The organism is Pseudomonas fragariae (ex Marin et al. 2024) (genome assembly GCF_059621105.1).
The window spans coordinates 5,015,215-5,040,908 of the sequence record NZ_CM184369.1; the positions used below are offsets into that span (position 1 = coordinate 5,015,215).

The following is a 25,694-nucleotide window of genomic DNA, read 5'->3' on the forward strand; positions in this document are numbered from 1 at the left end:
ACCCCGGGGATTGGCAATCAGTCCTGTTGGGGAGCGAGCGCCAGCTTGAGCGTTTCGATGGCACTGTCGCGCGTGGCAGCGTCGGCGAATACCGGACTGTCCGCCACACAGGCGCCGTTCAGCCACAGCGTGAAGCGATCGTCTTCGCTGCGCAGGTCCAGTTCACCGCCCTGCTGCAACTGCTTGCTGACCACGCCAGCCGCCTTGCCATCGGCAAAATTGCGCGACAACAGCAACTGCTCGCCATCGGCTGCCAGCAGACGGAAACGGAAGCTGCCGTCGTCTTCACGGAAGCTGACGAAACGGGCGCCTTTAGTGGCCTTCTTCTTGCCGGTGTCGGCGTTCTGCACCACGGTACGGAACGACCGCAGGCCCACCGCCTCGCGCAACTCCTCGAGGAAAGGGGTGGCGACACGTCGGGCTTTCTGTGCGCCAGCGAGCAGGATGTCTTCGAGGTCGGCAGGACGCTCGATCAGCCCCAGATACTTTTCACGGGGCTCGCTCAGCTGCGCATCCAGCAACGTGAACAGACGATTCTTGGCTTCACCCCAACCCAGGCCCTGCAACAGGTCGGAACGGAATTCAGCGCACTGCTCGGCGGTCGAGAAGGCCTGATACAGGGTAAACAGGTGCGAGGTGTCCGGGTCTTTCGCTTCGCCCGGCGCACGCGAGTCAGTGACGATGCGCGATATCGCGCCTTTCATGTCCTTGGCAGCGCTGAACAACGGGATGGTGTTGTCGTAGCTCTTGGACATCTTGCGACCGTCCAGACCGGGCAGCGTCGCCACGCTCTCTTCGATCAGCGCCTCGGGCATGACGAAGAATTCCTTGCCATTGCCGAACAGGTGATTGAAACGCTGGCCGATGTCGCGGGCCATTTCAACGTGCTGAATCTGATCGCGGCCTACCGGAACCTGATGCGCATTGAACATCAGGATGTCGGCAGCCATCAGCACCGGGTAGCTGTACAGCCCCATGGTGATGCCTGCATCCGGGTCTTCACCACCTTCCACGTTCTTGTCTACCGACGCCTTGTAGGCGTGGGCGCGATTGAGCAGGCCCTTGGCCGCGACGCAGGTGAGCAACCAGGTCAGTTCCGGGATTTCAGGAATGTCCGACTGGCGATAGAAGGTCACACGATCAACGTCCAGCCCCGCCGCCAGCCAGGTCGCGGCGATTTCCAGACGCGAGCGCTGAATGCGCAGCGGGTCATCGCATTTGATCAGCGCGTGGTAGTCGGCCAGAAAGTAGAACGAGTCGAAATCGCTCTGACGGCTGGCGACAATGGCCGGGCGAATGGCGCCCGCGTAGTTGCCCAGATGGGGAGTGCCGGTGGTCGTGATACCGGTCAGGATACGAGTGGTCATGGCAGGTCGCTTATCAATAGGATGCAATACGGGCTGCAATCAGCTGGAAAGTCGCGGCAGGAGCAGATCTTTCAGATCAGTCAGCTTGCCGTGAAAAAAGTGTCCGCATTCTGCCACTTTCAGCAGCTCATGGGGACGTTGCAACGCGGCGGACCATGCATAGACCGTCTCGGGATCGATCACTTCGTCGTTCTCCGGCTGAATGATCGTCAGCGGGCAGGCCTTGGGCAGTACGCTCTGATCCTCAAGGCGCGACGCCGCAGCCGCAATCAGAAACAGATGGGTGAGCGTTTCACCCTGCGCTTCCAGCCTGCCACCCAGATTGGCAGCGACGTAGCCGCCAAAGGAAAATCCGAACAGGGTCATCGGCAGATCTGGATGTTGCGCCCGCAGCCATTGGGCGGCAGCCTGGGCATCATCGATCTCGCCCGGCCCGGCAACCGAGGTACCGGCACTGGCACCGACGCCGCGATAATTGAAGCGCAACGTGATCAAACCCTGATCGCGTGCGGTACGCTGCAATGTCGAGACGACTTTATTGAGCATCGTTCCGCCCTGTATCGGGTTAGGATGGCAGATCAGTGCAACACCTCGGGCGTCGGGGACGTCCTGGTACAGCGCTTCGAGCTGGCCTTCAGGGCCATCGATAAATAATGGGGTTTCACGCATGAGCAAAACAGAACTCCGTGACCTCGAAATGGGTCGACTCGTCTAGCTGATTGTCTGCGGCATGCATATCAACGATACGTCGCGGGTATACAGCGCAGGTTCGAGCCGTTAACGTAAAGCAAAGCCGTTTATAGAGGAAGGACTCGTGGAACACTCGCTCTTAGTCTGGTTGTTGCCGACGCTCGCCCTGGTGGCCGGTGTCGTCATTGGTTTTCTGGTGGCACGCCTGCTGCCCAACACCGTTCCGAACAGCACCCAGCGCCAGCTGGATGACATTCAGGAGCGTTTCGACGCCTATCAGAACGAGGTAGTCACGCACTTCAACAGCACGGCCAATCTGGTCCAAAAGCTTTCACAGAGCTATCAGGATGTTCAGGAACACCTTGCCGAGGGCGCCAACCGCCTGGCTCTCGACGAGCTGACCCGCCAACGCTTGCTGGCCGCCCTGCACCCTGAGGCCAGTCATGCGCACCGCGATCATCGCGACCGCCTGACCCCGCCACGCGACACTGAAACACCCAAGGATTACGCCCCCAAGTCGCCCAATACCCCGGGCATGCTCGATGAGCATTACGGCTTGAAGAAGTAAGCTTTCGCAGCCACACAAAAAGCCCGCCGCAGAGAGCATCTGCGGCGGGCTTTTCTGTGGATCGAAACTGCAATCCCTTGCCCCGCTAGAGGCTATGAATCAGATCGCGCCGCGGCTGCGCAGCAGCTCCAGCACCTGCCTGACGCTTTCTTCGACGTTGAGTGTCTGCGTGTCGATCACCAGATCGGCATTCAGCGGCACGTCATACGGGAAGGACTCGCCAGGAATGTTGTCGCCATCGGCGGCATACAGGCCCTGTGGATCACGCTCGCGGCAGACCGCTGGCGATGCCTGCACATAGACGGTAAGCAGACGATCCTTGCCGATCAGCGCCTTGGCGCGCTCACGCCCTTCTGCATCCGGTGCAACGAATGCCGCCAGGGTCAGCAGGCCGGCTTCGTTGAACTGACGCGCCACATGAGCGGCACGGCTCCAGTTCTCGGTACGACCGGCACGGTCCTGTGGCAAGCCCTTGTTCAGGTCATGACGCAGGTTCTGACCGTCCAGCACATAGACCGCACGGCCCATGTCGAACAGCTTGCGCTCGACGGCATAGGCCAGGGTGCTCTTGCCCGCACCGGACAGGCCGCTGAACAACACGGTGGCCGGTTGCTGGCCGAAGCGCTGCGCGCGCTCCTCAGTGGAGACGTGAGCCCGTTCGCCATGGTGCTGCGAGCCACCACCTGAAACCGGCTTGGCGATGATCATGCCTGCAGCAACGGTGCCATTGGTCAAACGATCGATGACGATGAACGAACCCGTGGTGCGGTTGCTGCTGTAGCCGTCCAGCGCGATAGGCGCATCAAGGCTGACCTTGACCCGGCCGATCTCGTTCAGCTGCAACGAGCTGGCAGGGCCTTCCTGCAGCGTGTTCACTTCGACCCGGTGGGTGATGCTGGCGATGGAGCCCGGCACATAGCTGGTGGCGCGCTTGATGTCGTACTTCTTGCCCGGCAGCATCGGCTCTTCGGCCATCCACACCAGCATGGCATCGAACGCATCGCTGACCTGCGGAACGTTGTCGGCATGCACCAGCAGGTCACCACGGGAAATGTCGATCTCGTCTTCCATGGTCAGCGTCACCGCCTGACCCGGCCCCGCCTGCTCCAGCTCGCCCTCAAAGGTGACGATGGACTTCACACGGCTGCTTTTGCCCGACGGCAGCACGACGATCTCGTCGCCCTTGTGCACGATGCCGCTGGCCAGCGTACCGGCGAAACCGCGGAAGTTGAGGTTCGGACGGTTGACGTACTGCACCGGGAAACGCAGGTCCGCATAGTTGCGGTCGCTGGCGATTTCGACAGTTTCGAGAATTTCCATCAGCGACTGGCCGGTGTACCACGGCGAACGCTCGCTCTTGTTCACTACGTTGTCGCCCTTGAGCGCCGACATCGGCACAAAAGCCATGGTGGTCGGCTTGAACGCGATGCCCTCGGCAAACTTCAGGTAATCGGCCTTGATCGACTCGAAAACGCTTTCATCGAAGCCGTTGAGGTCCATCTTGTTGATGGCGACGACGATATGCTTGATGCCCAGCAGCGAGGCGATATAGCTGTGACGACGGGTCTGGGTCTGCACGCCATAGCGGGCGTCCACCAGAATGATCGCCAGGTCACAGGTCGACGCACCGGTAGCCATGTTGCGGGTGTACTGCTCGTGGCCCGGGGTGTCGGCGATGATGAACTTGCGCTTGGCGGTGGAGAAATAGCGATAAGCGACATCGATGGTGATGCCCTGCTCCCGCTCGGCCTGCAGGCCATCCACCAGCAACGCCAGATCGACGTCATCACCGGTGGTGCCGGACTTCTTCGAGTCGCGGGTGATGGCTTCCAGATGATCTTCGTAGATCATCTTGGAGTCGTGCAGCAAACGCCCGATCAGCGTGCTCTTGCCGTCATCGACGTTGCCACAGGTAAGAAAGCGCAGCATTTCCTTGCGTTCGTGCTGGCCCAGGTAGGCGAGGATGTCCTCGCTGATCAAATCAGATTGGTGACTCATAGCGGTTGAGCTCCAAGCTGTAAGCTTCAAGCGGCAAGCTTGTCGGCGTACAGCTATTCAGAAATTTTGTTGATCAGCCCGCACAGCATTTTCGAGAGCTCGCGGGTTTCAGTAATCAATGCTGCTGCAACGGCCTCAGGGATATAACCGATTTCACTGCCGATCATGAGCTGAGTTCTCAGCTCGCCGCACGAGGCTTTCGCAATATACAAAAAGCGACATTTGTCCTTGGCAGTGAATCGCTCCATGCCCTCAGCAATATTGCTTGGTACCGACAAACCAGAGCGTGTGATCTGGCTTCTGAAAGCCAGATCAGGGCAAGACGCCGTTTGCCTGTAGAGAATGACCGCCAGCGCCTTTGCTCTTTGCCATACCAAGAGTCTCTCGAAGTCCATTTCGATCCCCTGCTTTTAATTTTCTTGTAGCTTGCCGCTTGAAGCTAAAAGCTGCTCCTTAGAAATAACCCTGACGTTTCTTTTCTTCCATCGAACCAGCGCCGTCATGGTCAATGACCCGGCCCTGGCGTTCGGAAGTTCGCGTCAGCAACATTTCCTGAATGATGTCGGTCAGGCTGGTCGCTTCGGACTCGACGGCACCGGTCAGCGGGTAGCAGCCCAGAGTGCGGAAACGGACCTTTTTCTTGACGATGCGCGACTTCTCTTCATCGGTGAGATGCTCGAGGATGCGCTCGTCGTCGATCATGATCAGCGTGCCGTTCTTCTCGATAACGTCGCGCTCGGCGGCGAAATACAGCGGCACGATCGGGATGCCTTCCAAGTAGATGTACTGCCAGATGTCCAGCTCGGTCCAATTGGAGAGCGGGAACACACGAATCGACTCACCTTTGTTGACGTTGCCGTTGTAGACGTTCCACAGCTCGGGACGCTGGTTTTTCGGGTCCCAGCGGTGCTTGCTGTCACGGAACGAGTAGACGCGTTCCTTGGCCCGGGACTTTTCTTCGTCGCGTCGGGCACCGCCAAAGGCGGCGTCGAAACCATGCTTGTCGAGCGCCTGCTTCAGGCCCTCGGTCTTCATGATGTCGGTGTGTTTGGCGCTGCCGTGGGTGAACGGATTGATGCCCTGTGCCACGCCATCGGGGTTGATGTGGGTGATCAGGTCCAGGCCCATTTCCTCGACCATCTGGTCACGAAAGCGATACATCTCCTGGAATTTCCAGCGCGTATCGACGTGCATGACCGGGAATGGCAGTTTACCGGGGAAGAATGCCTTGCGCGCCAGGTGCAGCATCACGGCCGAATCTTTGCCGATCGAGTACAGCATCACCGGGTTATCGAACTCGGCGGCGACCTCGCGGATGATGTGGATGCTTTCCGCCTCCAGCTGTTTCAGATGCGTCAGTTTGTCAACCATGGCTACTCACGGATTGCGTTCGTTATGGACCGGGAAACCCCGGGGCGGCCAGCGGGCCGTATTCGAGCCGCGCACTTTAACATGCGTGATATCGCTAATCAGCGATGCAACTAGATCGAAACGATCTATGCATATGCCCTGCTGTTTGATCGTTCAAATCGGGTTCGGGCAGTCGATAAAGATATGTTCGAGCGCAAACCGCCGCGCCAGATAATCGCCCAGCGCCTGCACGCCGTAGCGCTCGGTGGCATGATGACCGGCGGCAATGAAGCTGATGTCATTCTCGCGTGCACTATGAAACGTCTGCTCCGACGCTTCGCCACTGAGGAACAGATCGACGCCTTCCAGCACCGCCTGATCGATATAGTTCTGACCACCGCCCGTGCACCAGCCGACACGGCGAATCATCTGACTGCCTTCAATGAGCAACGGCTCACGACCCAGCGCATCCTGCACGCGGCGGGCGAAATCCCGCGCAGTCACGGGCTCGGACAATGAGCCGATCAGCCCGACCACACGCGGGTTTTCAGGGTCCAGAGGGCCTTCGACCGTGATGTCCAGTTGACGCGCCAGTTGCACGTTATTGCCCACCTCGGGGTGCACATCCAGCGGCAGGTGATAGGCCAGCAGGCTGATGTCATGCTTGAGCAAGGTTTTCAGGCGACGCTGCTTCATACCGACGACGCACGGGTTTTCGCCCTTCCAGAAATAACCGTGGTGGACCAGAACCAGATCAGCCTGAGCGTCGACTGCCGCGTCCAGCAGGGCCTGACTGGCCGTCACGCCGCTGACGATGCGCATGACTTGCGGGCGCCCTTCGACCTGCAGGCCATTGGGGCAGTAATCCTGAATCCGGGCACTGTTCAGATAGCGGTCGGCTTCTTCGACCAGGGTGCTCAGGGCAACAGCCATAAAAGACTCCTAAATATGCAGTTCAGAGCTGCGTTGTACTCGTATAATGCCCGCCATTATGGCGCACCCGTGGCAAAACTTTCTGCGCCCGCAACCATCAGGACTTGTTAAATGTTCAAGGCACTGCGTTTTTTCGGCTGGCCATTGCTGGCTGGCGTGCTTATCGCCATGCTGATTATTCAGCGCTATCCGCAGTGGGTCGGTCTGCCGAGCCTGGATGTCAATCTGCAACAGGCTCCACAGACCACCAATGTCATGCAAGGTCCGTCTTCCTATGCCGACGCGGTCATTGCCGCAGCGCCCGCGGTGGTCAACCTCTATACCACCAAGATGGTCAACAAGGGCAACAACCCGCTTTTCGAAGACCCGCAGTTCCGACGCTTCTTCGGCGACAACACGCCCAAGCAGAAGCGTATGGAATCGAGCCTGGGTTCTGGCGTCATGATGAGCCCCGAAGGCTACATACTGACCAACAACCACGTCACCACCGGCGCTGACCAGATCGTGGTCGCGCTCAAGGACGGCCGTGAAACCATTGCCCGGGTCATCGGCAATGACCCGGAAACCGACCTGGCGGTGCTCAAGATCGACTTGAAAAATCTGCCGGCGATTACCATCGCGCGCTCTGACAGCATCCGCATCGGCGACGTGGCACTGGCGATCGGCAACCCGTTCGGGGTCGGCCAGACCGTGACCATGGGCATCATCAGTGCCACCGGGCGCAATCAGTTGGGCCTCAACACCTATGAAGACTTCATTCAGACCGATGCGGCCATCAACCCGGGTAACTCGGGCGGCGCACTGGTCGACGCCAGCGGCAATCTGATCGGTATCAACACCGCGATCTTTTCCAAGTCCGGCGGCTCGCAGGGCATCGGCTTCGCCATTCCGACCAAGCTGGCCATGGATGTCATGAAGTCGATCATCGAGCACGGTCAGGTCATTCGTGGCTGGCTGGGCATCGAAGTTCAACCCCTGACTCAGGAACTGGCCGAATCCTTCGGACTGAAGGATCGTCCAGGCATCGTTGTGGCGGGCATCTTCCGCGACGGCCCGGCGCAGAAAGCCGGACTGCAACTGGGTGACGTGATCCTGAGCATCAATGGCGAACCTGCCGGCGACGGGCGTCGTTCGATGAACCAGGTGGCGCGCACCAAACCCAAGGACAAGATTGCTATCGACGTGATGCGCAACGGCAAGGAAATGCGCCTGAGCGCCGAAGTCGGCCTGCGTCCACCGCCCGCCCCTACCCCGGTCGCAGCGCCGGAGTGATGCGCCAGTACCTCAAAATGAGGTACAGCACAGATCAGTGACGCCCGAAATAAAGGGCGTCCAGGCTTCTGCCCAAAGGACGTGGGAGCCAACTGCTCGCGAAGGCGTAGTCACGGATATAGATTTTCAGCGACTGCCCCGGCCTCTTCGTGAGCAAGCTCACTCCCACAGGTCCGGCGTGTTTTCAAGCCCTGTGGATCACTCCCGCAGGTCGGGGGTGTTTTCGAGCCACGTAGATGTTCTGCAGCAGCGCTGATCTTGTGAGAGCGAGCTTGCTCGCGAAGGCTTAGTCACGGATATATAGATTTTCAGCGACTGCCCCGGCCTCTTCGTGAGCAAGCTCACTCCCACAGGTCCGGCGTGTTTTCAAGCCCTGTGGATCACTCCCGCAGGTCGGGGGTGTTTTCGAGCCACGTAGATGTTCTGCAGCAGCGCTGATCTTGTGGGAGCGAGCTTGCTCGCGAAGGCGGTGTTTCAGTCGATGCATTTTCGGCGTTTGTGCAGACCCTTTCGCGAGCAAGCTCGCTCCCACAGGTCCGAGGTGTTTTCGAGCCATGTGGATTACTCACACAGGTCGGCGATGAGTGACGGCGCAGAGTCAGCCCGTTTTCGGGCTGACCGATCCACTTCTCAGAGGTCGCTCAGGCCTTCCAGCAATGCCTGATGCTGCTCTGGCGTGCCGATGCTGATGCGCAGGAACTGGGCGATTCGCTGCTGTTTGAAGTGGCGGACGATGACGCCCTGCTCGCGCAGTCTGGCAGCCAGTGCTGCGGCATCGTGTTGCGGGTGGCGGGCGAAGATGAAGTTGGCTGCCGATGGCAGCACCTCAAAGCCTTTGCCCTGCAGTTGCTCGACCAGTGCCTCGCGGCTTTCGATGACTTTGTTGCGGGTCGTCTCGAAGTGCTCGCGATCCTCGAAAGCGGCCGCCCCGCCCACATTGGCCATACGGTCCAGCGGATAGGAGTTGAAGCTGTTCTTGACCCGCTCCAGCGCCTCGATCAGGTCAGGATGCCCCACCGCCAAGCCGACGCGCAGGCCGGCCAGCGAGCGCGACTTGGACAGGGTCTGGGTGACCAGCAGGTTCGGGTAACGATCGACCAGCGTAATGGCCGTCTCGCCACCAAAGTCGATATACGCTTCATCGACGACCACCACCGAATCCGGGCTGGCCTTGATGATCTGCTCGACCTTGTCCAGACCGAGCAGGCAACCGGTCGGCGCATTCGGGTTGGGGAAGATGATCCCGGCATTCGGTCTGGCGTAGTCTTCGGCACGAATCTGGAACTGTTCGTCCAGCGGGACCGTTTCATAGTCGATGCCATACAGGCCGCAATACACTGGATAGAAGCTGTAGCTGATATCCGGGAACAGCAGCGGAGCATCGTGCTGAAACAAGGCATGGAAAATGTGCGCCAGCACTTCATCCGAGCCGTTGCCCAGGAATACCTGACTGGGCTGCACCTTGTAGTAATCGGCGACAGCGTGCTTGAGCAGATCGCTGTTGGGGTCCGGGTACAGGCGCAAATCGTCGGTCAGCGCAGTGCGCATGGCGTCGATGGCCTTTGGCGAAGGGCCATACGGGTTTTCATTGGTATTGAGCTTGACAAGTCGGGTCAGTTTCGGCTGTTCGCCCGGCACATAAGGCACCAGATCGCTGACAAAAGGGCTCCAGAATTTGCTCATTATTTGCCGTCCTCTGTGTTGCCTGCTGTCCAGTCAGGGTCAGTGATTCGATATTCGGCACTGCGCGCGTGGCCGCTCAGGGATTCGCCACGAGCCAGCACGGACGCGGTCTTGCCCAGCTCGGACGCACCTTGCGGCGAGCAATAGATGATCGACGAGCGCTTCTGGAAATCGTAGACGCCCAACGGCGAAGAGAAACGTGCCGTGCCAGAGGTCGGCAGCACGTGGTTGGGGCCGGCACAGTAATCGCCCAGCGCTTCGGAGGTATGACGCCCCATGAAGATCGCACCCGCATGGCGAATCTGCGGCAGCCAGACTTCCGGATCGGCGACCGACAGTTCGAGGTGCTCGGGCGCAATGCGATTGGCGACTTCGATGGCCTGGGCCATGTCAGCCACCTTTATCAGCGCGCCGCGACCGTTGATCGACGTTTCGACGATGGCCGCCCGCTCCATGGTCGGCAGCAGACGGGTAATGCTGGCCGCCACCTTGTCGAGAAATTCGGCATCCGGACTGACCAGAATGGCCTGGGCATCTTCGTCGTGTTCGGCCTGGGAGAACAGGTCCATGGCAATCCAGTCAGGATCGGTCTGACCGTCACACACCACCAGAATCTCGGAAGGACCGGCGATCATATCGATCCCGACTTGGCCGAACACGTGACGCTTGGCGGTGGCCACATAAATGTTGCCAGGGCCGACCACTTTGTCGACTTTCGGCACGCTTTCAGTGCCATAAGCCAGCGCTGCAACAGCCTGCGCCCCGCCGACGGTGAACACCCGGTCGACACCTGCAATGCAGGCAGCGGCCAGCACCAGCTCGTTGATTTCACCACGCGGCGTCGGCACGACCATCACCACCTCGGTCACACCTGCCACCTTGGCCGGTATGGCATTCATCAAAACCGACGACGGGTAGGAAGCCTTGCCACCCGGCACGTACAGGCCTGCACGGTCCAGCGGCGTGACCTTCTGGCCCAGCACTGTGCCGTCGGCCTCGGTGTAGCTCCAGGAGTCCTGCTTCTGCTTTTCGTGGTAGCTGCGCACACGCTCGGCGGCCTTTTCCAGGGCTTCGCGCTGAACCGGGGTAATGCGCGTCAACGCAAGTTCCAGACGCTCGCGAGGCAGGATCAGGTCGGCCATCGACGCGACCTGCAGCCCGTCGAACTTCTGGGTGAACTCGACCAGCGCCGCGTCGCCACGCTCACGCACCGCCTTGATGATGTCGAGCACGCGCTGGTTGACCGAATCGTCAGACACACTTTCCCAGCTCAGCAGATGATCCAGATGTCGTGCGAAATCCGGGTCAGCAGCGTCGAGTCGGCGAATTGCAGTGGGAGTGGTCATAGCGGGGCCTCAATAATTGGCGGATGCTCAGGAGCCTAAAGCTACCAAGCTATCCGCGCAGGCACCTGAGAAATCTGGCTATGACACGGATAGCTGGACGCAACTCAACGTTGCGTGAATGAATCAGCTACGGTGTCGCGACTCCACTGCCTTGCGCAGGGTGTCGATGAGGGCCTGAATGCGTGCGTGCTGCATCTTCATGGAGGCCTTGTTCACCACCAGACGCGAGCTGATGGTCGCGATCAGTTCCTGAGGCTCGAGGCCGTTGGCGCGCAAGGTGTTACCGGTGTCGACCACGTCGATGATCTTGTCTGCCAGACCAATCAGCGGCGCCAGCTCCATGGAGCCGTACAACTTGATGATATCGACCTGACGCCCCTGCTCGGCGTAGTAACGCTTGGCAACGTTGACGAACTTGGTCGCTACGCGCAGACGGCCCTTGGGCTCGACCGCCCCGATGGCACCCGCAGTCATCAGCCTGCATTTGGCAATCTGCAGGTCCAGCGGCTCATACAGGCCCTGACCGGTGTATTCCATCAACACATCCTTGCCCGCGACGCCCAGATCGGCGGCACCATGCTCGACATAGGTCGGCACGTCGGTGGCGCGCACGATCAGCAGGCGCACATCGGCCTGAGTCGTGGGGATGATGAGCTTGCGGCTCTTGTCCGGATTCTCGGTCGGCACGATGCCTGCTTCAGCGAGAAGCGGCAGGGTGTCGTCAAGAATGCGGCCCTTGGACAGTGCGATGGTCAACATGGGAAACGTAAGTCCTTATCAGGAAACTTTTATCACGACGCAAGCGGCGCATGACAACCCTCAGGCCTGTTGACCTGAAGTGAAACGAATCAGAAATCACACCCGCGACAGAACAGGCGGCCCCGATGCCAGCGGCATCAGGGCCGCGTGCTGCTAGCCCGGAACGCGGCGGATCTTGGCACCCAGCATTTGCAGCTTCTCTTCGATGCACTCGTAACCACGGTCTATGTGGTAGATGCGGTCGATCAGCGTGTCACCCTGGGCAACCAGCGCCGAGATCACCAGACTGGCCGATGCACGCAGGTCGGTGGCCATGACTGGCGCGCCCTTGAGTACTTCGGTGCCGGTAACAATAGCGGTATTGCCTTCGACCTGAATCTGAGCGCCCATGCGGTGCATTTCATACACGTGCATGAAGCGGTTTTCGAAGATGGTCTCGATGACCGCCCCCGTGCCTTCGGCAATCGCGTTGAGCGAGATGAACTGCGCCTGCATGTCGGTCGGGAACGCCGGGTAAGGCGCGGTACGCACATTGACCGCCTTCGGACGCTTGCCGTGCATGTTCAGCTCGATCCAGTCTTCACCGGTCGTGACTTCTGCACCCGCTTCCTGAAGCTTGAGCAGCACAGCTTCGAGGATGGTCGGATCGGTGTCCTTGACCTTGACGCGACCGCCGGTAACGGCAGCGGCCACCAGGTAGGTGCCGGTCTCGATACGGTCAGGCATGACCTTGTAAGTGGCCGGGCCCAGACGCTTGACGCCATCAATGGTGATGGTGTCGGTACCTGCGCCGTGAATCTTGGCACCCATTGCGATCAGGAAGTTGGCCAGATCGACAACCTCTGGCTCGCGCGCGGCGTTCTGCAGCACGCTGCGACCGTTGGCGAGGCTGGCAGCCATCATGATGTTTTCGGTACCGGTCACGCTCACGGTATCGAAGAAGAAGTTGGCACCGCGCAAGCCACCCTCAGGTGCCTTGGCCTTGATGTAGCCACCTTCTACGTCGATGATCGCGCCCATGGCCTCAAGACCGCGAATGTGCAGGTCTACCGGGCGCGAACCGATGGCACAGCCACCCGGCAGAGCGACTTCAGCCTCGCCGAAACGAGCGACCATCGGGCCCAGCACCAGAATCGACGCGCGCATGGTTTTCACCAGCTCGTACGGGGCGACCAGGGTCTTGATGGTGCGCGGGTCGATCTCGACACTGAGCTTTTCGTCGATCACAGGCTCGATGCCCATGCGACCGAACAGCTCGATCATGGTCGTGATGTCGTGCAGGTGCGGCAGGTTCTGAACGGTGACGGGTCCGTCCGCCAGCAACGTGGCGGCAAGGATCGGCAGGGCAGAGTTCTTTGCCCCGGAAATGCGAATTTCGCCATCAAGACGAACGCCGCCGGTAATAATCAGTTTATCCATTAGAGTCTCGACACCAATTGGCTCAGGAACGCTCGGCCCATGCAGCGCGGCTGAAAAATTTCATGGTCACCGCGTGGATGCTGCCATCGGCAATCCAGGGGTTCAGATGGGTATAAATCTGTTGCTGACGCTTGACCGGGCTCAGGCCGGCCAACTCGTCGCTGATGATATTCAGCTGGAAGTTACAGCCTTCGCCTTCGACTTCCACTTTGATTTCCGGCAGCTTTCCTTCAAGGAAGCTTTTAACTTCTACGGCCTGCATGCTTAACCTCGATCGGCGCTGTACGCGCGCGGGTCTGGCATCATACAAAAAAAGCCCATGTTATGCGAAGCCCGACAAGCAGGTCCCGGATAAAGGGCTTTTTCGATAGTGCCTTTCAGTGGGCGTCCAGCAGCTCGGTCAAACCTGATACGCGAGCTATCTGGCGCATGTCTTCGGGGAGCGAGCGGAGGGTCATCGACTTTCCCGCATCCCGGGCATCGCGCATGAACGCCAGCAACAAGGCCAGGCCGACGCTGCTGGACTTCTCGACCCCCGAGCAGTCAAGCGTGAGGTCTGCCAGATCACCGGATTTGATCAGTGCCGCACCCTGCTTGCGCAGTTGCGGCCCTGTGCGGTAATCCAGCACCCCGATCAGCCTGAGCTCACCCGGCCCGACAAGGCGAACGGCAGATTCGGTCATTGCACCGGCTTCTGCGTGGCATCAACGGTAGATTTGGTCTTGGCCACTTCGCCAGCCCAGTTGTTGATGGTGGTGTCCAGGTTGTTGCCGTTGCGCTGCATGGCATCGGCGAACTGGTCACGGAACAGCTTGCCGATATTGATGCCGTTGATGACGACGTTACGCACTTTCCACTCGCCGTTCAGCTTGACCAGCGTGTAGGAGACCGGATAGACCGCGCCGTTATTGCCCTTGACCTGCATGTCCACGCTGGTGCGGTCATCGCCTTCATCCTTGGCAGGTGCGACGGTGATGCCCTGGTTGTTGAATTCAAGCAACGCATTGCCATAGAACTGCATCAGGCTGCGCTTGAAGTTTTCCTCGAAACGCTTCACCTGTTCAGGGCTGGCCTTGCGGGAATACTTCACGGTCATGATGCTTTTGGAGATGCCGTCGGCATCCACGACAGGACCGACGATGCGGTTCAGGGCATCGTAGAACGCGCTTGGGTTGGATTTGTACTGCTCGCGATTGGTCGCCAGGTCACTCAACAGTTCCTTGGTGGTGCGCTCCACCAGGTCATGAGCCGACGGGGTCGCCGCGGCATTCGCCAGCATTGGCAGAGTGGCCAGCAATACCAGCAGACCACGGCGCAGAATAGAGATCATTTGAAGCTCCTCACTTGGCGTCTTTACTAACAGTATTGAGCAGGAATTTTCCGATCAGGTCTTCCAGCACCAGCGACGACTGCGTGTCATGGATAGTCCCGCCATCCTTGAGCAGCTTGTCATCACCACCGACGCTGAGACCGATGTATTTTTCACCCAGCAAACCAGCCGTCAGAATCGACGCAGTCGAGTCCGAAGGCAGGTTATCGACCTTCTTCTGAATCTCCAGCGTGACGCGACCGGTGAAGGTATCGCGATCCAGATCGATCGCCGTCACCTTGCCGATCGTGACGCCAGCCATGCTTACCTTGGCTCTGACAGTCAAACCGGCGATATTGTCGAAGTAGGCATAAAGTTTATAGGTGTCGGTGCTCGCGCTTGTGCTCAGACCACTGACTCGCAGGGCCAGCAGGAGCAGAGCCAGTATCCCCGCCAGCAGGAACAGACCGACTCCGGTTTCGATGGCACGGTTTTGCATCAGAAATCTCCAAACATCAAAGCGGTCAAAATAAAGTCCAGTCCCAGCACGGCCAACGAGGCGTAAACGACGGTTCTGGTCGTCGCGCGACTGATCCCCTCGGAAGTAGGCTCGCAATCGTAACCCTGGAAAACGGCAATCCATGTCACCACGAAGGCAAATACGACGCTTTTGATCACCCCATTGAGCACATCGTTCGTGAAAGAAACGCTGTTCTGCATGTTCGACCAGAAAGAACCGTCATAGACTCCCAGCCAATCGATCGCCACCCAGGAAGCGCCCCAGATACCGACCACGCTGAAGATCATCGCCAGAATCGGCAGCGAGATGAACCCGGCCCACAGACGCGGCGCCACGATGTACTTGAGCGGATCGACACCGATCATTTCAAGGCTCGACAGCTGCTCGGTGGACTTCATGTTGCCGATCTCGGCGGTCAACGCAGAGCCTGCACGACCGGCGAACAGCAAAGCCGTCACCACAGGGCCGAGTTCACGCAACAGCGTCAGGGCAACCATCTGGCCGACCGCCTGCTCCGAACCGTATTTGGTCAGGATGCTGAAGCCCTGCAGCGCCAGCACCATGCCGATGAACATGCCGGACACCACAATGATGACCAGCGACATGACGCCAACCGAATACAGCTGCCTGACCAGCAGTTGGAAACTGCTGCCCGCACCGCCACGACCGAGCAAGGCATGCACCAGAAACAGACCGGAACGCCCCAGAACAGTAACAATATCAATGGCCGAGCGCCCCAGCAGGCGAACCCGGTCCATGAGTGACTTATTGCGCATCAGCGCTTCCCCAATAGATCTTCGCGAAAATCCGGCGCCGGATAGTGGAACGGTACAGGGCCGTCCGGTTCGCCGGTCATGAATTGACGAATACGTGGATTGTCCGAGGACATCAGTTCCTGAGGCGTACCCTGCCCCAGCACCTGCCCGTCGCCGACAACATAGAGATAGTCGGCAATGCTCGCCGTCTCGCTGAGGTCATGGGACACCACGATACTGGTGATACCCAGCGCGTCGTTGAGCAGGCGGATCAGACGCACCAGCACCCCCATCGCAATCGGGTCCTGCCCGACGAAGGGCTCGTCATACATGAGAATCTGCGGATCGAGAGCGATTGCGCGCGCGAGCGCGACACGACGCTTCATGCCGCCCGACAATTCGTCCGGCATCAGTTCCACCGCACCGCGCAGGCCCACGGCCTGAAGCTTGAGCAGAACGATGTCGCGGATCATTTCTTCCGGCAGCTCGGTATGCACGCGCAGGGGAAAGGCGACGTTTTCGAAAACATCCAGATCGGTAAACAGCGCACCGCTCTGAAACAAAACGCCCATCTGCTTGCGGGCATCGAACAGATCACTGCGCGATAGCTCAGGCAGATTCTGGCCATTGACCCACACCTGCCCTTCGCTCGGGCGCAACTGGGCACCCATCAGGCGCAGCAGGGTCGTCTTGCCGCAGCCTGACGGCCCCATGATCCCGGTGACCTTGCCGCGCGGAATACGAATATCAACGTTATTGAAAATGCTGCGCGCACCGCGTTTGAAAGACACACCTTTCAACTCGACCGCATAGGCGTCATCAGGACTCATCTAAACTCCTTGCGATACAGCTTCCACCCCGAGCCGCCGGTTTTTGAACACCGACAGGCTGCCCAGGCGTGCCGAACAGGCCGCGAACTATATCACCGCAGCCACCCGCCCCCAAGAAGAGAACCGAGCGGTTCAGGTATTCGCTGAATTATTCTGTACCACAATGTTATGGCCACAGGCTTGAATACAGACCCGCAGGTGCGTAGGAAATTCGTTTAAAAACAACACAACGACGATCAGACGTGAGGGAATCGTTCATTACCGCTATAATCGCCGCCTTTCAGCAGGCTGACCCTCTCCAGACATGAACCAATCCAGTGACCTGATCCAATCGGCGCAACGCACCATTCGCCTTGAGATAGAAGCCATACAAGGCTTGCTTGAACGTCTTGACGGCGATTTCGTGCGCGCGTGCGAAATGATCCTCGCCAGCAAAGGGCGTGTGGTCGTGGTCGGCATGGGCAAGTCCGGACACATCGGCAACAAGATCGCCGCCACGCTGGCGAGCACCGGCACCACCTCGTTTTTCGTGCATCCGGCCGAAGCCAGCCATGGCGACATGGGCATGATCACCCGTGATGACATCATCCTGGCCCTGTCGAACTCCGGCAGCACCAACGAAATCGTCACCCTGCTGCCACTGATCAAGCGCCTGGGCATAAAGATGATCAGCCTGACCGGCGACCCCGAGTCCATTCTGGCCAAGGCTGCCGACATCAACCTCAACGCGCATGTCGTGCATGAGGCCTGCCCGCTCAACCTGGCACCGACGTCCTCGACAACCGCCGCACTGGTCATGGGCGACGCCCTCGCCGTGGCGCTGCTCGACGCGCGCGGTTTCACTGCCGAAGATTTCGCATTCTCCCATCCGGGCGGCGCACTGGGTCGCCGCCTGCTGCTCAAGGTCGAGAATGTGATGCACTCCGGCGAATCACTGCCCAGCGTGCAACGTGGCACCCTGTTGCGCGACGCACTGCTTGAAATGACTCGTAAAGGTTTGGGCATGACGGCCATCGTCGAAGCCGACGGCACACTGGCCGGCATCTTCACGGACGGTGACTTGCGCCGGACACTGGACCGCCCCGTCGATATCCGCCAGACCATCATCGACGAGGTCATGACGCTTCATGGCAAGACCGCCCATGCCGAGATGCTCGCCGCCGAGGCGCTGAAAATCATGGAGGACAACAAAATCAGTGCGCTTGTTGTCGTAGACCAGAACGACCGGCCGGTTGGCGCATTCAACCTGCAGGATCTCCTGCGCGCAGGCGTCATGTAATGGAAACCGAAATAATGACCCAGGATCTCATGCAACGCGGCAAGGCCATCAAGCTGGCAGTCTTCGATGTCGATGGCGTGCTGACCGATGGCCGCCTTTACTTCATGGAAGACGGCAGCGAGATCAAGACATTCAATACTCTCGACGGCCAGGGCATTAAAATGCTGATAGCCTCGGGCGTCACCACGGCGATCATCAGTGGCCGCAAGACCGCGATAGTCGAGCGCCGGGCAAAGAGCCTGGGCATTGAACACCTGTTTCAGGGACGTGAAGACAAACTGGTGGTACTGGACAAGTTGCTGGCAGAACTCAACCTGAGTTACGAACAGGTCGCCTATCTGGGTGATGATCTGCCAGACTTGCCCGTCATCAGACGCGTCGGTCTGGGCATGGCAGTGGCCAATGCTGCCGGCTTTGTACGCGAGCACGCACACGGGATAACCAGGGCGCGAGGCGGCGAAGGTGCAGCGCGCGAATTCTGCGAACTGATTCTGAGTGCGCAAGGCAACCTTGAAGCGGCTCACTCCGCCTATTTATAGAAGCCATTATGTTCACTAAAAAAATTCGCAAGTTCCTGCTTCTCGGGGTACTGGCGCTGCTGCTGGCAGCGGTCGGTTACTGGAACATCAGCCCGGAAAGCTTCATGGACCAGCCTGATGCGTCGCTTGACGACACGGCGATCGACTACTATGCGATCAATACTCGCAGCGTGCAGTACCTGCCAGACGGCACACTTCAGTACGACATGACCTCCGACAAGGTCGAGCATGTGAAGGCCACAGATGTGAGCCTGCTGACGACACCCAATCTGAACATGTACCGCGGCGGAGCATTTCCGTGGCACGTGCAAAGCAAACGAGGTGAAGTTTCGTCCGACGGCGATCAGGTCGAGCTGATGGATTCCGTTCGTGTTGAACGCACCGATGAAAAACAGCGCACGACCATTATTACCAGCAGCCGCATGACCGTATTTCCTCAGAAGGAATATGCGCAGACCGACCAAGACGTTAGAATCGACGGCGCGGGCGGTGTCACTACGGCCAAGGGAATGAAAGCGTATTTGAAAGACAGCAGGATGGACCTGCTGTCCAACGTAAGAGGACAGTATGAGGCTCGTTAAAACTCTTCCTTTATTGCTCGGCCTGGGCGCAGCACTGGGAAGCGCGAGCGCCTGGTCCCTGCCAACCGACCGAGATCAGCCTATCCACATCCAGTCTGACGATGCTCAGCTCGATGACAAGAAAGGCGTGGCGACTTACAAGGGCAATGTCATCATCACTCAGGGCTCGATGAAAATCACGGGCAACACCGTGACGATCACGCGTAATGCCCAGGGCGAAGTCGACGTATTTACCTCCGTCGGCAACCTGGCCTACTACGAGCAGAAGCCTGCCGTGGACAAGCCGATCGTGCAGGCCTATGCCGTCACCATCCAGTATTACGCCGGCCAGGACCGTATCGTCCTGATCGACAAGGCCAAGGTCATCAATGACGGCAACACCTCGGAAGGCGAGAAAATCGTCTACGACACGGTCAGACAGGTCGTCAGTGCCGGTCGGGCCAATGGCGGCGCCAAGGTGACCACGCCACGTCCGCGTATCGACATGGTCATCCAGCCGAAAAAGAAAACCGATCAACCTCAGAAGGCCCAGTAAATGGCGACGCTCAAAGCCCAGCATCTGGCTAAAAGCTACAAAAGCCGGCAGGTCGTGCGCGATGTGAGCATCTCCATCGACAGCGGCCAGATCGTCGGCCTGCTGGGCCCGAACGGCGCCGGCAAGACCACCTGCTTCTACATGATCGTGGGTCTGGTCCAGGCTGATCAGGGGCGCGTGCTGATTGACGATCTGGATGTCAGCCATCAACCCATGCACGGTCGCGCCCGCGCAGGCATCGGCTACTTGCCTCAGGAAGCCTCGATCTTCCGCAAGCTGTCGGTGTCCGACAACATCATGGCGATTCTCGAGACCCGCAAGGAGCTCGATGCCGGTGCTCGCCGCAAGGAGCTGGAAAGCCTCCTGCAGGAGTTCCACATCACCCATATCCGTGACAACCTGGGCATGAGCCTGTCGGGTGGTGAACGTCGCCGTGTGGAAATCGCCCGGGCTCTGGCCACCGCGCCTAAATTCATCCTGCTGGATGAACCGTTTGCAGGTGTCGACCCTATTTCGGTAGGCGACATCAAGCAGATCATTCACCATCTCAAGGCCAAGGGTATCGGTGTACTGATCACTGACCACAACGTCCGGGAAACGCTGGATATCTGCGAAACAGCCTACATCGTCAACGATGGACAGCTGATTGCGGAAGGCGATTCGGAGACCATTCTGGCGAATCAGCTGGTGAAAGAGGTCTACCTCGGCCACGAGTTCCGCCTTTAATCGACTGCCCTTTGCGCTTCGCAGCCGATTGATGCCTACGCAGTGTATTGACAACATTTTATTTGTCATATCACTCTAGGCAAACGCACAGGTTTCAGGCATATAATTTGCTTAAGTTGGCGCCACGGCGCCTGTAGTAGATGGCGCATGCGCGCCGGCGAATAAGGTGTTTAGCCCCTGCCATGAAACCATCGCTAGTCTTGAGAATGGGCCAGCAGCTGACGATGACACCGCAGCTGCAACAGGCAATCCGCTTACTTCAGCTTTCCACTCTGGATCTCCAGCAGGAGATCCAGGAGGCGCTGGAGTCAAACCCTATGCTGGAGCGGCAGGAAGAAGGCGACGACTTCGACCATTCCGACCCGCTTGCCGACAACATCGAACAAAAGCCCAACCCCGACGTTCAGGAACCGACCTATCAGGAATCCGCGCCTACCGTGGACAACCTTGAAGAAGGTGAATGGAACGAACGCATTCCCAACGAGCTGCCCGTCGATACCGCATGGGAAGACATCTACCAGACCAGCGCCAGCAGCCTGCCAAGCAACGATGACGACGAGTGGGACTTCACCACGCGCACCTCTGTGGGCGAAAGCCTGCAAAGCCACCTGCTGTGGCAACTGAATGTCGCGCCGATGTCCGACAAGGACCGTCTGGTAGCGGTTACGCTGATCGACTGCATCAACAACCAGGGTTATCTCGACGAGACGCTCGATGAGATTCTCGAGTCCTTCGACCCCGAACTGGACATCGAGCTCGACGAGATCGAAGCCGTACTGCACCGCATCCAGCAGTTTGAACCTGCCGGCATCGGCGCTCGCAACCTGAGCGAATGCCTGCTGCTGCAACTGCGCCAGCTGCCAGCAAAAACACCCTGGCTGACAGAAGCACAACGCCTGGTCAGCGACTACATCGACCTGCTCGGAAGCCGCGACTACGGCCAGCTGATGCGACGCATGAAGCTCAAGGAAGACGAGCTGCGTCAGGTCATCGAACTGGTGCAGAGCCTCAACCCGCGTCCAGGCTCGCAGATCGAATCCACAGAAGCCGAATACGTCATTCCGGATGTGATCGTGCGCAAGGACAATGAACGCTGGCTGGTCGAACTCAATCAGGAGTCGGTGCCGCGCCTGCGCGTCAATCCGCAATACGCGGGCTTCGTACGGCGCGCCGATACCAGCGCAGACAACACCTTCATGCGCAATCAGTTGCAGGAAGCGCGCTGGTTCATCAAGAGCCTGCAAAGCCGCAACGAAACGTTGATGAAGGTCGCCACGCAAATCGTCGAACATCAGCGCGGCTTTCTCGAGTACGGTGACGAGGCCATGAAGCCGCTCGTCCTGCACGACATCGCCGAGGCAGTGGGCATGCACGAGTCGACCATCTCGCGCGTAACCACCCAGAAATTCATGCACACCCCACGCGGCATTTACGAGCTGAAATACTTCTTCTCAAGCCATGTGAGCACCTCCGAGGGCGGTGAATGCTCGTCCACGGCAATTCGCGCAATCATCAAAAAACTGGTTGCGGCGGAAAATCAGAAAAAGCCGTTGAGTGATAGCAAGATCGCTGGTTTACTGGAGGCACAAGGCATTCAAGTAGCCCGTCGCACAGTCGCCAAGTACCGTGAGTCTCTCGGGATCGCCCCTTCCAGTGAGCGTAAGCGGCTGATGTGATGCAGGCCGAGCCACAGCGTCCCAGAGGCATGCGCCATGCCTGCCTCTTTATGCACTGGCAAAGGAGAAAGCTGTATGCAAGTCAACATCAGTGGACACCAACTGGAAGTGACCAAACCCCTTCGTGAATACGTTGAGCTCAAGCTCAAGAAGCTCGAGGGGCATTTTGACAAGATTACCAACGTGCAGGTCACGATGACGGTCGAAAAGCTCAAGCAGAAGATCGAAGCCACGTTGCACATCCATGGTGGAGAGGTCGTTGCCAATGCTGAACATGATGACATGTATGCTGCCATCGACCTGCTCACTGACAAGCTAGACCGACAATTGCTCAAGCATAAGGAAAAGCAGCAAAGCATCCTCAAAGGTGCGGCCGCTCGCTAACGCCCATTTAATGATCCGAATCGAAAATATCCTGACCCCCGGCCGCTCCCTTGTGAACGTGCCGGGCGGCAGTAAAAAGCGTGTACTCGAAGAAATTGCCAACCTGATCGGCCGTGAAGTGCCGGGCATGGTGTCGGACACAGTATTCGCAAGTCTCGTCGCCCGGGAAAAACTGGGCTCGACCGGTTTTGGCAACGGTATTGCCATCCCCCACTGCCGCCTCGCTGACTGCAGCGAGCCTGTCAGTGCAGTGATTCACCTCTCCACCCCTGTGGATTTCGACGCCATCGATGGTGCGCCGGTCGACCTGCTGTTCGTCTTGCTGGTCCCGCAAGCTGCCACCGATGAACACCTGGAGCTGCTGCGCCAGATCGCCAGCATGCTCGACGACAAAGATGTGCGTAAGCGCCTGCGCAGTGCCGAAAGCGCTGAGGCGCTTTATCAAGTGGTGCTGGACGTGCAGAACGGAAACTGACCATGCGCATGATCATCGTCAGCGGTCGCTCCGGCTCAGGCAAGAGTACGGCGCTCGATGTGCTGGAAGACAACGGCTTTTACTGTGTCGATAACCTGCCGGCCGGCCTGTTGCCGGAGCTGGCCGAACGCGCGCTGATCAACACCGAACTCGCCGAACCCTTGCTGGCGGTTTCGATAGATGCCCGCAATCTGCCCAGCCACCTGACCCGTTTTCCGCAGATGCTGGATGAAGTACGCTCGCGCAATATTCAGTGCGACGTGCTGTATCTGGATGCAGACGAAGCCACCCTGCTCAAGCGCTTCTCGGAAACCCGGCGCCGCCACCCGCTGAGCACGGCAGATCGTTCGCTGGCCGAAGCGATACGTGATGAAACCGCACTGCTTGGCCCGATCATCGATCTGGCCGACCTGAAGATCAACACCACCCACCTGAATCTCTATCAGTTGCGCGACGCGCTCAAGCTTCGTCTGCTGAACAAGCCCGAGCCAGGCACTGCATTTCTGATCGAGTCCTTTGGTTTCAAGCGCGGCATGCCTGTCGATGCAGACCTGGTATTCGATGTGCGCTGCCTGCCCAATCCGTACTGGAAGCCAGAACTGCGCGACCACTCGGGGCTTGAACAACCCGTTATCGACTACCTGTCGGTGCAGCCTGACGTCGAAGAAATGTTTCAGGACATCTTCGCTTACCTGAACAAATGGCTACCCCGGTTTGCAGCCAGTAACCGTTCTTACGTTACCATTGCCATCGGCTGTACCGGCGGACACCATCGTTCGGTCTACCTGACCGAGCGGCTTGGTCAGGTCTTGCAACAATCACTCAAGAACGTTCAGGTCCGCCACCGCGACCTCAGCTGAAGGATTTTCACTGCGATGCCCGCTCGTCAAATCACCATCATCAACAAACTGGGCCTGCACGCCCGCGCTGCCGCCAAATTCGTCGGGGTCGCAGGCAAGTTTCCCTGCAAGATCAGGGTCGGCCGCACTCCGGAGAGCATGGTCGACGGTAAAAGCATCATGGCCGTGATGATGCTGGCTGCCGGCAAGGGCACCGAGATCCACCTGCACACCGAAGGCGAATTCGAACAGGAAGCGCTTGATGGCCTGATCGAGCTGATCGACAACCGGTTTGATGAGGGCGAATAAGCCCTCGTACAAACGCGGTATCCGTCACCACCAGCCTTGCACGCGCATCCAGCTCAGCCCGTGGGCAATCAGTAGCGCCATACCCGCCAACAGCAGCACGCTCCCGACTGCCAGACGAAATAACCGCACATTGCTGAGCGTGAGGAATCCGGAGCGCATACGCCGCCTTGGGTCCGGCTGCCAGGCTCAGGCCAGAGCGGCCTGATAACGGCGGGACACCTCATCCCAATTGATCACGTTGTAGAACGCATTGATGTATTCGGGACGACGGTTCTGATAGCGCAGGTAGTAAGCGTGCTCCCACACGTCCAGCCCCAGAATCGGCGTATTGCCGTTCATCAGCGGGCTGTCCTGGTTACCACTGCTTTCCACCACCAGCTTTTTGTCAGGCGTGACGCTCAGCCATGCCCAGCCACTGCCGAAACGGGTCAATGCGGCCTTGGTGAATGCCTCCTTGAAGCTTTCGTAGCCACCCAGTTGCTCATTGATGGCAGACCCGACAGCGCCCGTGGGCAAGCCGCCGCCGCCCGGCACCATGACTTCCCAGAACAACGAGTGATTGGCATGGCCGCCACCCTGATTGATCACCGCTGGACGGAGGTTTTCAGGCAACTGCTGGACACTGGCCACCAGCTTCTCCACCGACCAGTCGGCGAACTCCGTCCCTTCGACCGCGGCATTGAGGTTATTGATGTACGTCTGGTGATGCTTGGTGTAGTGGATTTCCATGGTTTGCGCATCGATATGTGGTTCAAGGGCATCGTATGCGTAAGGCAGTGCAGGCAAGGTGTATGGCATTTCAATGTGCTCCGTAGAAAAGTCCGGAAGGGCTTGCCGAATGGCGCTGTAGCGATGAACGGGTGTGCTCGCTGCCGCTGTTCAGCAACCGATGAGTGCGCGGGTATTCGCCGTGTTCGCTGATGAAACTCAGCAGCTCGGCGTATGTTTTGCTGCTGTGGCGCAAGGCTGCCTCGCGTAACGCGGGCGGGAGGCGTTGATTCTGCATGGTCTGCAACAGGTGCTGGTGGATGGCACACAGGTACTCGGCGCTCTCCTCCGGCTGGCCCAGACTCAGGTGCAGATCCGCCAGGTTATGGTGAGAAATCACACAGGCCGCGACCGCTTCATCGACATCCGCCCAGCGCTCGAACAAGACCTGCGCCAACGCCAGCGCCTGAAGGTACAACTCGCGAGCTTCGACCCAATCGCCAAGATTGAAACAGCGATTGGCCAGCTCGATGGTGCGTTTCCAATGCTGCATGAGGTACCTCCAGGAACATTGACTGGGCAGCGACCATGGGCCGGGGCGGGGCGCTCAATCGCGCCAGGGACGCCTCTTGGCGAGGTAATGCTCGATCAGCAGAGGCTCGTCGGTTTCAAGCGCACAACGAATCCGCAGACTCAAGCCACGCTGGTTTCCAGATAAGACAACTCGTGCAGAACAGACCCCATGATCGCAGTTCATTTTAGAAATGATATTCATTATTAAATGAGATACAGAATCAACACAAGCCCGATCGCTGCACGGCCTTGCACCGGTGAGCGTGAACAT

The 25,694-nt window shown here is 58.8% G+C and carries 31 protein-coding genes; 12 read left to right on the forward strand and 19 right to left on the reverse strand.

The genetic code is table 11. The features are described from left to right. Nucleotides 1-17: 17 nt before the first annotated feature. A complete protein-coding gene (locus AC54XV_RS21685; RefSeq protein ID WP_011268853.1) occupies nucleotides 18-1,367 on the reverse strand; it encodes a tryptophan--tRNA ligase in 1,350 nt (449 codons plus the stop codon). A 39-nt stretch (nucleotides 1,368-1,406) separates the two neighbouring features. After that, nucleotides 1,407-2,036 (reverse strand): alpha/beta hydrolase, encoded by a 630-nt coding sequence (locus AC54XV_RS21690; protein WP_024651836.1) that lies wholly within the window; start codon nucleotides 2,034-2,036, stop codon nucleotides 1,407-1,409. A 145-nt stretch (nucleotides 2,037-2,181) separates the two neighbouring features. Here AC54XV_RS21690 and AC54XV_RS21695 point away from each other — a divergent pair, with 145 nt between their 5' ends. Continuing rightward, nucleotides 2,182-2,625, forward strand: coding sequence for a Z-ring associated ZapG family protein (locus AC54XV_RS21695; protein ID WP_003406053.1), 444 nt, complete (start codon nucleotides 2,182-2,184; stop codon nucleotides 2,623-2,625). A gap of 99 nt (nucleotides 2,626-2,724) precedes the next feature. Here the strand turns inward: AC54XV_RS21695 and cysN are convergent, their stop codons facing one another. The 4 genes from cysN to AC54XV_RS21715 all read right to left on the reverse strand — a co-directional run bounded on the left by cysN (nucleotide 2,725) and on the right by AC54XV_RS21715 (nucleotide 6,906). Next, nucleotides 2,725-4,623 (reverse strand): sulfate adenylyltransferase subunit CysN, encoded by a 1,899-nt coding sequence (gene cysN / locus AC54XV_RS21700; RefSeq protein WP_496717217.1) that lies wholly within the window; start codon nucleotides 4,621-4,623, stop codon nucleotides 2,725-2,727. Nucleotides 4,624-4,676: 53 nt separating this feature from the next. After that, the gene (locus AC54XV_RS21705; protein ID WP_003340660.1) at nucleotides 4,677-5,018 is read right to left on the reverse strand and encodes a four helix bundle protein; all 342 of its coding nucleotides are present in this window, start codon (nucleotides 5,016-5,018) and stop codon (nucleotides 4,677-4,679) included. A 58-nt stretch (nucleotides 5,019-5,076) separates the two neighbouring features. Further along, a complete protein-coding gene (cysD, locus tag AC54XV_RS21710) occupies nucleotides 5,077-5,994 on the reverse strand; it encodes a sulfate adenylyltransferase subunit CysD (RefSeq protein WP_003313577.1) in 918 nt (305 codons plus the stop codon). Nucleotides 5,995-6,147: 153 nt separating this feature from the next. Continuing rightward, on the reverse strand, nucleotides 6,148-6,906 hold the full coding sequence (locus AC54XV_RS21715) for a Nif3-like dinuclear metal center hexameric protein (RefSeq protein ID WP_003406058.1): 759 nt from the start codon (nucleotides 6,904-6,906) through the stop codon (nucleotides 6,148-6,150). Between the two features lie 111 nt (nucleotides 6,907-7,017). Between AC54XV_RS21715 and algW the strand changes: the two genes are divergently transcribed. Continuing rightward, nucleotides 7,018-8,178 carry a Do family serine endopeptidase AlgW gene (gene algW / locus AC54XV_RS21720; RefSeq protein ID WP_003340656.1) on the forward strand — a complete coding sequence of 387 codons (1,161 nt, stop codon included), beginning with the start codon at nucleotides 7,018-7,020 and terminating at the stop codon, nucleotides 8,176-8,178. Nucleotides 8,179-8,808: 630 nt separating this feature from the next. Here algW and hisC read toward each other — a convergent pair. The 10 genes from hisC to AC54XV_RS21770 all read right to left on the reverse strand — a co-directional run bounded on the left by hisC (nucleotide 8,809) and on the right by AC54XV_RS21770 (nucleotide 16,799). Beyond that, complete coding sequence (gene hisC / locus AC54XV_RS21725) at nucleotides 8,809-9,861, reverse strand: histidinol-phosphate transaminase (RefSeq protein ID WP_032654328.1); 1,053 nt, start codon at nucleotides 9,859-9,861, stop codon at nucleotides 8,809-8,811. Next, nucleotides 9,861-11,207: a histidinol dehydrogenase gene (gene hisD, locus AC54XV_RS21730; protein ID WP_032654326.1), complete on the reverse strand. Its 1,347-nt coding sequence runs from the start codon at nucleotides 11,205-11,207 to the stop codon at nucleotides 9,861-9,863. Before hisD ends, hisC begins: the two co-directional genes overlap by 1 nt. Nucleotides 11,208-11,330: 123 nt before the next feature. Then, on the reverse strand, nucleotides 11,331-11,966 hold the full coding sequence (gene hisG / locus AC54XV_RS21735) for an ATP phosphoribosyltransferase (protein ID WP_005739058.1): 636 nt from the start codon (nucleotides 11,964-11,966) through the stop codon (nucleotides 11,331-11,333). 153 nt (nucleotides 11,967-12,119) lie between these two features. Further along, a complete protein-coding gene (murA, locus tag AC54XV_RS21740; RefSeq protein WP_002555078.1) occupies nucleotides 12,120-13,385 on the reverse strand; it encodes a UDP-N-acetylglucosamine 1-carboxyvinyltransferase in 1,266 nt (421 codons plus the stop codon). Nucleotides 13,386-13,407: 22 nt separating this feature from the next. Beyond that, a complete protein-coding gene (locus tag AC54XV_RS21745; RefSeq protein WP_002555079.1) occupies nucleotides 13,408-13,647 on the reverse strand; it encodes a BolA family protein in 240 nt (79 codons plus the stop codon). A gap of 115 nt (nucleotides 13,648-13,762) precedes the next feature. Further along, a complete protein-coding gene (locus AC54XV_RS21750; protein ID WP_003313585.1) occupies nucleotides 13,763-14,068 on the reverse strand; it encodes an STAS domain-containing protein in 306 nt (101 codons plus the stop codon). Continuing rightward, complete coding sequence (locus AC54XV_RS21755; RefSeq protein ID WP_003400251.1) at nucleotides 14,065-14,715, reverse strand: MlaC/ttg2D family ABC transporter substrate-binding protein; 651 nt, start codon at nucleotides 14,713-14,715, stop codon at nucleotides 14,065-14,067. Before AC54XV_RS21755 ends, AC54XV_RS21750 begins: the two co-directional genes overlap by 4 nt. Before the next feature lie 10 nt (nucleotides 14,716-14,725). Continuing rightward, complete coding sequence (gene mlaD / locus AC54XV_RS21760; protein ID WP_003313587.1) at nucleotides 14,726-15,193, reverse strand: outer membrane lipid asymmetry maintenance protein MlaD; 468 nt, start codon at nucleotides 15,191-15,193, stop codon at nucleotides 14,726-14,728. Next, complete coding sequence (gene mlaE / locus AC54XV_RS21765; RefSeq protein ID WP_003313588.1) at nucleotides 15,193-15,990, reverse strand: lipid asymmetry maintenance ABC transporter permease subunit MlaE; 798 nt, start codon at nucleotides 15,988-15,990, stop codon at nucleotides 15,193-15,195. Before mlaE ends, mlaD begins: the two co-directional genes overlap by 1 nt. Then, nucleotides 15,990-16,799, reverse strand: coding sequence for an ATP-binding cassette domain-containing protein (locus AC54XV_RS21770; protein WP_003313589.1), 810 nt, complete (start codon nucleotides 16,797-16,799; stop codon nucleotides 15,990-15,992). Before AC54XV_RS21770 ends, mlaE begins: the two co-directional genes overlap by 1 nt. A gap of 304 nt (nucleotides 16,800-17,103) precedes the next feature. On the opposite strand from AC54XV_RS21770, the gene AC54XV_RS21775 reads away from it, so the two are divergent. From AC54XV_RS21775 to AC54XV_RS21820, 10 genes are all read left to right on the forward strand, one after another. Next, nucleotides 17,104-18,078, forward strand: a complete 975-nt coding sequence (locus AC54XV_RS21775; protein ID WP_003418815.1) for a KpsF/GutQ family sugar-phosphate isomerase — start codon at nucleotides 17,104-17,106, stop codon at nucleotides 18,076-18,078. Then, nucleotides 18,078-18,617, forward strand: coding sequence for a KdsC family phosphatase (locus AC54XV_RS21780; protein ID WP_003413390.1), 540 nt, complete (start codon nucleotides 18,078-18,080; stop codon nucleotides 18,615-18,617). Before AC54XV_RS21775 ends, AC54XV_RS21780 begins: the two co-directional genes overlap by 1 nt. Nucleotides 18,618-18,625: 8 nt before the next feature. After that, a complete protein-coding gene (gene lptC / locus AC54XV_RS21785) occupies nucleotides 18,626-19,198 on the forward strand; it encodes an LPS export ABC transporter periplasmic protein LptC (RefSeq protein ID WP_003400249.1) in 573 nt (190 codons plus the stop codon). Continuing rightward, a complete protein-coding gene (gene lptA, locus AC54XV_RS21790) occupies nucleotides 19,185-19,733 on the forward strand; it encodes a lipopolysaccharide transport periplasmic protein LptA (RefSeq protein ID WP_002555088.1) in 549 nt (182 codons plus the stop codon). The genes lptC and lptA overlap by 14 nt, the downstream gene beginning before the upstream one ends. Next, nucleotides 19,734-20,459, forward strand: a complete 726-nt coding sequence (lptB, locus tag AC54XV_RS21795) for an LPS export ABC transporter ATP-binding protein (protein ID WP_002555089.1) — start codon at nucleotides 19,734-19,736, stop codon at nucleotides 20,457-20,459. A gap of 182 nt (nucleotides 20,460-20,641) precedes the next feature. Beyond that, nucleotides 20,642-22,135, forward strand: a complete 1,494-nt coding sequence (locus AC54XV_RS21800; protein ID WP_003340639.1) for an RNA polymerase factor sigma-54 — start codon at nucleotides 20,642-20,644, stop codon at nucleotides 22,133-22,135. Nucleotides 22,136-22,210: 75 nt separating this feature from the next. Further along, on the forward strand, nucleotides 22,211-22,519 hold the full coding sequence (gene hpf / locus AC54XV_RS21805) for a ribosome hibernation-promoting factor, HPF/YfiA family (RefSeq protein ID WP_002555091.1): 309 nt from the start codon (nucleotides 22,211-22,213) through the stop codon (nucleotides 22,517-22,519). A 10-nt stretch (nucleotides 22,520-22,529) separates the two neighbouring features. Next, the gene (gene ptsN, locus AC54XV_RS21810) at nucleotides 22,530-22,994 is read left to right on the forward strand and encodes a PTS IIA-like nitrogen regulatory protein PtsN (protein ID WP_003400244.1); all 465 of its coding nucleotides are present in this window, start codon (nucleotides 22,530-22,532) and stop codon (nucleotides 22,992-22,994) included. A 2-nt stretch (nucleotides 22,995-22,996) separates the two neighbouring features. Further along, on the forward strand, nucleotides 22,997-23,854 hold the full coding sequence (gene rapZ, locus AC54XV_RS21815; protein ID WP_003400242.1) for an RNase adapter RapZ: 858 nt from the start codon (nucleotides 22,997-22,999) through the stop codon (nucleotides 23,852-23,854). A 15-nt stretch (nucleotides 23,855-23,869) separates the two neighbouring features. Then, nucleotides 23,870-24,142 (forward strand): HPr family phosphocarrier protein, encoded by a 273-nt coding sequence (locus tag AC54XV_RS21820; RefSeq protein ID WP_003400240.1) that lies wholly within the window; start codon nucleotides 23,870-23,872, stop codon nucleotides 24,140-24,142. 24 nt (nucleotides 24,143-24,166) lie between these two features. Here AC54XV_RS21820 and AC54XV_RS21825 read toward each other — a convergent pair whose 3' ends face one another. The 3 genes from AC54XV_RS21825 to AC54XV_RS21835 are packed head-to-tail and all read right to left on the reverse strand — an operon-like array spanning nucleotide 24,167 to nucleotide 25,403. Further along, nucleotides 24,167-24,301 (reverse strand): hypothetical protein, encoded by a 135-nt coding sequence (locus AC54XV_RS21825; RefSeq protein ID WP_003400238.1) that lies wholly within the window; start codon nucleotides 24,299-24,301, stop codon nucleotides 24,167-24,169. Between the two features lie 27 nt (nucleotides 24,302-24,328). Beyond that, nucleotides 24,329-24,940, reverse strand: a complete 612-nt coding sequence (locus tag AC54XV_RS21830; RefSeq protein WP_024640785.1) for a superoxide dismutase — start codon at nucleotides 24,938-24,940, stop codon at nucleotides 24,329-24,331. 1 nt (nucleotide 24,941) lies between these two features. Then, a complete protein-coding gene (locus tag AC54XV_RS21835; protein WP_003400234.1) occupies nucleotides 24,942-25,403 on the reverse strand; it encodes a DUF2753 family protein in 462 nt (153 codons plus the stop codon). Between the last annotated feature and the right edge of the window lie 291 nt (nucleotides 25,404-25,694).